5 protein-coding genes are annotated in these 6,021 nt (G+C 57.0%); 2 read left to right on the top strand and 3 right to left on the bottom strand.

The genetic code is table 11. The annotated features are described in order from the left end of the window. Positions 1-391 precede the first annotated feature (391 nt). Positions 392-2,329: an autotransporter domain-containing protein gene (locus AAEZ03_RS25445; protein ID WP_350582443.1), complete on the top strand. Its 1,938-nt coding sequence runs from the start codon at positions 392-394 to the stop codon at positions 2,327-2,329. 195 nt (positions 2,330-2,524) lie between these two features. Continuing rightward, a complete protein-coding gene (locus AAEZ03_RS25450) occupies positions 2,525-3,325 on the top strand; it encodes a hypothetical protein (RefSeq protein WP_350582445.1) in 801 nt (266 codons plus the stop codon). A gap of 75 nt (positions 3,326-3,400) precedes the next feature. On the opposite strand, the gene AAEZ03_RS25455 is transcribed toward AAEZ03_RS25450, so the two are convergent. From AAEZ03_RS25455 to AAEZ03_RS25465, 3 genes are all read right to left on the bottom strand, one after another. Further along, positions 3,401-4,057 carry a DUF2931 family protein gene (locus AAEZ03_RS25455; protein WP_350582447.1) on the bottom strand — a complete coding sequence of 219 codons (657 nt, stop codon included), beginning with the start codon at positions 4,055-4,057 and terminating at the stop codon, positions 3,401-3,403. 33 nt (positions 4,058-4,090) lie between these two features. Continuing rightward, positions 4,091-4,747 carry a DUF2931 family protein gene (locus tag AAEZ03_RS25460; protein WP_350582450.1) on the bottom strand — a complete coding sequence of 219 codons (657 nt, stop codon included), beginning with the start codon at positions 4,745-4,747 and terminating at the stop codon, positions 4,091-4,093. After that, the coding region (locus AAEZ03_RS25465; RefSeq protein WP_350582452.1) for a T6SS phospholipase effector Tle1-like catalytic domain-containing protein at positions 4,740-6,021 on the bottom strand (1,282 nt) is incomplete at its 5' end. The genes AAEZ03_RS25460 and AAEZ03_RS25465, both read right to left, overlap by 8 nt.

Consider the following 6,021-nt stretch of genomic DNA (forward strand, 5'->3'; position numbering starts at 1 on the left):
ATGGAGGCTTGAAAAAGCTGGGTAGTTTTTTTGAATAAAAACAATGGGTTATTTTATGTTTGATAAGAGCGAGCTTGTCTCGCGATCTCTTGATTGTTGAAAAGATCGCGAGGCAAGCTCGCTCCTACAGGGGTCGGTCTATTTAACGTTTATGGGCTGAACAGCCGATAGCACAGTGCTACTTTTCGCAGCATTACCGCATAATCCTGCCCGATTTCGAGCCGCGCCCTGATCGGGATGATCGTGTTCGGACGCAAAAAAGTGCGCCCGTTTATACAGGAGCGACAAAGGCTTAATACAGTGCGTCAATATGTCGTACACGCCCAATAGAGGGCGCACATCCTGCAACAGGATAAATCGCTAAACCTCTAATAACTCCAAGGAAGACGTTGTGATCAAACCCCTCGCACTCGCTGTCAGCGTTGCCGGCGCCCTGCTGTCAACCCAAGGCCATGCCTATAACTACGGCGAACATGCTGCAACTACCCTCGATAAGCTGATTAACGACTACCCCGGCCGCTACCGGGGCACGTCCAACTTTGCCGGTGCCGCCGACTGGATGCAAAGCCAGATGGGCGATGCGTACAGCATCAGCCGCCAGGATTTTTCCTGGGGGGCCGGTAACAGCCGCAGCTCGCAAAACGTGGTGGCCTACGCGGCGGGTAGCAAGCCGCAATACGTGGTGGTCGGTGCGCATTTCGACACGTACTTTGGCCGCCCGACCCTGCAAGGCCTGGATGACAACGGTTCTGGCGCCAGCGTGCTCACCGAAATCGCCCGTAACCTCAACGGCGTGCCGCTCGAATACGGCCTGCAAGTGATTGGCTTTGGTGCGGAAGAAGAAGGCCTGCAAGGCTCCAAAGCCTTCGTCAACAGCTTGAGCGCCAGCCAGCGCGAGAACATGCTGGCCATGATTAACCTCGACAGCCTGATTACCGGCGACATGATGTACGCCCACTCCGGCAAAAACAGCGTCAGCAATCCGGGCCTGGCCTCATTGCGTGAGCACGCGTTCAAGCTCGCCAAAGAACTCAACATCAACCTGTTCAGCAACCCTGGCCTCGATGCCGCTTACCCGGCTGGCACCGGTTGCTGCAGTGATGGCGAATCGTTTGAAAAGCTGAATATCCCGGTGCTCTACGTCGAGGCCACCAACTGGGAACTGGGGGATCTGGACGGTTACACCCAGACCGATAACCCGGCCATTCCTGGCGGTTCGACCTGGCATGACCCGAAGAAAGATAACGAAGCCGTGCTCACCAACGCCTTCGGCCAGGAACGCATCGACCAGCGCCTGCGCGACTATTCGCGACTGCTCAGCCGTCTGGTGCTGGAGTTGACCAACGCTGACTTGATGGCTTCCACCGCCTCGGGCGGCGCGGTCGCACGCGCTCAACAAGACAACCTGCAACGCCAGCATCAGGCCCAGGTCAATCTGCTGGATCGCCGCTGGTTGACGTTGCAAGCGGCCAGCCGCGACGTCGGCAGTTTTGATGGCGAAATCGGTATCGATGGCGAATATAGCGCAGACAGCGGCCCGTTCAACGAAGGTCGCCGTCTTGGCTTGCATGCGCTGGGCGACTACCAACTGACTTCCAGCCTGAGCGTAGGCGCCAGCCTGAGCTACCTGAACGGGCGCGACAAACTGGAACGCGGCGGGAAACTCGACAGCGAAAGCTGGCAGGCAGCGGTCTACGCCTTGCTCAACGATGGCGGCCCACTCTGGCTGGCCGGTGACTTGAGCGCTGGCACTACCCAGTTCGACAGCAAACGTAATCTGGTGATTCAGGCCAACGGCGGCCCTGTGCTGCTGAGCCAGAAACTGACCGGCAAGACGGACGCACTCAGCCTGGGTGCCCGCGTGATCGGCGGCTATGACTTTGATTTCGGCGCGCTCAAAAGCGGCCCATTTGCAGGCCTGGATTACAGCCACTACCGCATCGATAAGTTCCACGAGAAACAAGACCTGCGCACCGCCCTGAGCTACGAAGAGCAGAGCTTCGACTCTGTGCAAGCCAGCCTCGGTTGGCGTGCACGCGGCACGTTTGTCCTGCCGGCCGGTATGAGCCTGCAACCTTACGGCGACATCGCCTGGGTCAAGGAAATGGGCGATGGGCGTCTGGATGATGTCCTCCTCACCAGCCGCGCCGACGGCCAGGCGCGCGGCGCGCGCCTGGGCAGCGTCGACAAGAGCTATGGCCGTGCCCAGCTCGGCAGCCAACTCGCCATCACCCCGCAACTGGGCCTGTATGCCGAGATCAATGGCCGCCTGGGCAACGATGAAGGCAGCCAGACCGGCTACTCCATCGGCGCCCAATGGTTGTTCTGATCCATTGCGGTTAACCGGAGGCGCTCAGGCGCTTCCGGCTTGCAGGCCCGCGCTCGACCTCAAACGGCAATGACGCTACGCCCCAATAAATACGAATAGATCTCATGTGCATGAAGCACTCTGACTGAGATAGACTGCGGCCCGCTAAACGTCGACAAATGCTCGACCAGGCCTGTCTCTCGCACAAGGATCGTCATGTTCAAACGCGCATTCCCCCTCACGCTTGCTGGCCTGCTACTGGCGGGCTGCCAGTCCACCGCCACGGATACCGGCGCGACTACGCTCACTCCCACGCAGGAAAATGAACAGGCCCGGCAACGCGCACTGTACGAAGCGCTGATGACCAGGGTGCTGCGCCCTGCAGGCAATCTGGCCAATAGCGAGGGCCGCAGTGGCAGTTTTAATCTGAAAATCACCCTGGATGAACATAATCGGGTGATCGGTTGCGACACCCAGATCAACCGCAATTTCGACCCGAAACTCTACCCTTACAACGCAAAACTGGCCAAAGACTTGCTACCGATATGCTGGACGGCCGTACTCCCCGAGTTGCCATCGTCATTAATCAACCCAAAGAAGCGCACTGCAAACGTAGTGGCGCCGATAGCGGTTGGCCCATTGACCGGGATGAGCGCCGAGCAACGTCTCAAACGGTACGAGGCCGTGCAAGCCAAGGCGCAAGACGATTTTCTGTACCGGCAACTGTTCGCACCGCTGCCTGTCGACAGCATCGGTGTCGCAACCCTGATCGTCATGACCGACAACAGTGGCCATGTACAGGAATGCGCGGCCAGCCTTAGCCCTCATGTACTGCGCCGGGCCGAGTTCAAGCAGGACGATGTTTTACTCCGCGCCCTGATCGCCCGCTGCAAACAGACCGACATGAGCGCTATGCCGGGCTTCAAGGCCACGGGTTTGACCAGCCTGGTTCACCAAATTGAATACACGCCCTGGAAGGCGGGTTTGAAAGCTGACACGAACCCTGTCGCGCACTGACACGCTAAAGCCATGGTCAGTGGCGCGTAGTGAGTCATCCGCGGCTGAACACCGCAGTGTCGCCTCGGAGGCTCTTTACCAAGAGCCATACGGCACCCCGTATTTTTCGATGTAGGCTTTTGTTTCTGGTTTCAAGGGCAAGGCATAATTGCCACCAGATCGACCGCCATCAGGCCCTTCCTTAACGACTTCGCCCTGAACCCTGGCCACTTCGATTGGGCTGACGCAAGGGCCTGAAATCCACACTTTGGCAATACCGCCGGGTGCCAACCCTACGGTCACGCCTTTGCGGTAATCAGTGATCCATTTGTCATCGAACTCGCAAAAGGCTTTCTCAGGCTTGACTATGGCCTGCTGAATGGCTTCGGGGATCACGATATAAGCCTCGTAGGTTTGTGGCTCCACCAGTGATTGCCAGCGCACATAGATCAGGCGTGGTACAGCAGCCCCGTAAACATATTTACCTTTACCCCAACCGGGATAACTTGGCCAACCGCGAGGATTACCTTTGAGGTTTTTAGGAGTCTGGATAGCGGCTACTCCACTCATGGCTCGTTTGAATACACGGTCTCGCACATCCACCGCATCTGCGGTTTCGATCCACACTTCCATATAGTTGGGGGCGAACAGTCCAAGCCGCCAGCCATCATAGGGCAGCCCATTACTGCCCTTGGCACAGCCCACTATCAACCCAAGCACAACGCACACCCATAGCAGCTTGAATGTAGTCATTGGGATGCTCCGCCCGTGTGCAGAAGCGGACCTTTACCAAGAGCCATAAGGCACCCCGTATTTTTCAATGTAGGCTTTTGTTTCTGGCTCTAACGGCAAGGCATATTTGCCATTAGTCTGGCCGCCAGAAGGCCCTTCTTTAACGACTTCGCCCTGAACCCTGGCCACTTCGATTGGGCTGACGCAAGGGCCTGAAATCCACACTTTGGCAATACCGCCGGGTGCCAGTCCTACTGTCACACCTTTGCGATAATCAGTGATCCATTTGCCATCGAACTCGCAAAAGGCTTTCTCAGGCTTGACCATGGCCTGCTGAATGGCTGTGGGGATCACGATATAAGCCTCGTAGGTTTGTGGCTCTACCAATGATTGCCAGCGCACATAGATCAAGCGTGGTACCGCAGCCCCGTAAACATACTTGCCGGCGCCCCAACCGGGGTAGCTGGGCCAACCACGAGGATTACCTTTGAGGTTTTTAGGAGTCTGAATTGCGGCCACTCCGCTCATTGCTCGCCTGAATACACGGTCTCGCACATCCACCGCATCTGCGGTTTCGATCCACACTTCCATATAGTTGGGAGCGAACAATCCAAGCCGCCAGCCATCATAGGGCAGCCCATTACTGCCCTTGGCACAGCCCACCATCAACCCAAGTACACCGCACATCACTAGCAGCTTGAATTTATTCATTGGGATGCACCGCCCGTTTACCGCCCGCAGCCGGCCGATTGATAAAGAGCACCTCAATGTCGCTGTTGTTCTTGCCGCTGGCAGCATTCCAATTGCCTGACAAGTGGATGTATTTGCGCTGTAGTAAAGCCACCTCTTCATGGGTCAGTCCGGGAAAGCTGTCGCCGACGGCATAGGCTTGCAGTTTGATGGCGATGGAATGCAGGTCTGCCGGTAAAGCAAATGCAGGGGTCTCGGGAACGTCCTTGAAAGGAACCCCGTTTCGTATCCCCAGCTCGCGCATGGCCCGCAAGTAAATCAGTGACAACTGGCCATGCACTTGCCGCTCACTGCGAAGGGCGGCATACACGCGTTTCTCGGCAAACATGTCACGGCGTTTGTTGTAAGGCAGAACCACCGCCCATGTGTCAACACTCCAGCGCTGCAGATAGGGCTCCAGGTCTGGCAGCATAACCCCCATCAACTGCCGGGCTCGGTCATAAGCGACCGTGGAGGTTTCTGGCATGTCGACAGGCACCTGACTGCTCTGGGGTTTACTCAACAGCACTTTTTCAGTGGCCAAAGGCAAATAACCGCCACCAATATCGGAGTGGACGCCGGGCAGCTCGACGTCATTGTCGGTGCGGGTCAGTGAGAAGTTGTGACGATATTCGTTGCGCGCCACAAATTGCACCACATGGCGCGCAATGCCCGGGGCAAGGTACAGGTCAAGGCCCGGGTTGCTGGCATTGTGTGGGCTAAAGTCGCCGCTCAAGGGCGCAACCACACCTGCCACAGTGTCAAACAGGCCGATAAAGTTGAGGTTGAAATCTGTTCGGTGGCGCCATCTGAAGCCATCTGACATGCCCTTCGTTCCCGGAGGGATCGATTGGGCGATAAGGCTTTTCGGCCCCTTTAGCAGGTCATTCGCGCAATGCCGTGCGGCAGCAGCGCCACGGCTGAAACCAAACAGGTCGAAGACGATTCGCCAAATTTTTATGCCGGGATTGATTTTTTGCAGCCTTCGAACCTGCTCCAAAATCAGCGCAGGCGCTTGCTCAACTCTCGCCACAATCCCTGAGCTGCCTTGACCGCTGCCCTGGCTATAGAGCGAGTCAGCCTGCCCGGTGACTGTACCGATGCCTTCGAGGTAGACCTTTAAAAAAGCCTCTTCCGCTTCCTGCGGCAATTGCGTATCCGCATGATCCGGATATAGCTCATAAAGCCGCGCCACATTGGTGACATCGTTGCTATAGCTGTTATCCGGCGAGTTTCCTTTACCGTCAAAGCCAAAG

The sequence above is a fragment of the Pseudomonas sp. HY2-MNA-CIBAN-0224 genome (genome assembly GCF_040310285.1).
Classification (GTDB): Bacteria; Pseudomonadota; Gammaproteobacteria; order Pseudomonadales; family Pseudomonadaceae; genus Aquipseudomonas; species Aquipseudomonas helleri.

Bases quoted from the DNA above. Each gene is read 5' to 3' on its own strand.
- AAEZ03_RS25450 (WP_350582445.1), top strand. From the start codon at position 2,525: ATGTTCAAACGCGCATTCCCCCTCACGCTTGCTGGCCTGCTACTGGCG.
- AAEZ03_RS25455 (WP_350582447.1), bottom strand. From the start codon at position 4,057: ATGACTACATTCAAGCTGCTATGGGTGTGCGTTGTGCTTGGGTTGATA.
- AAEZ03_RS25460 (WP_350582450.1), bottom strand. From the start codon at position 4,747: ATGAATAAATTCAAGCTGCTAGTGATGTGCGGTGTACTTGGGTTGATG.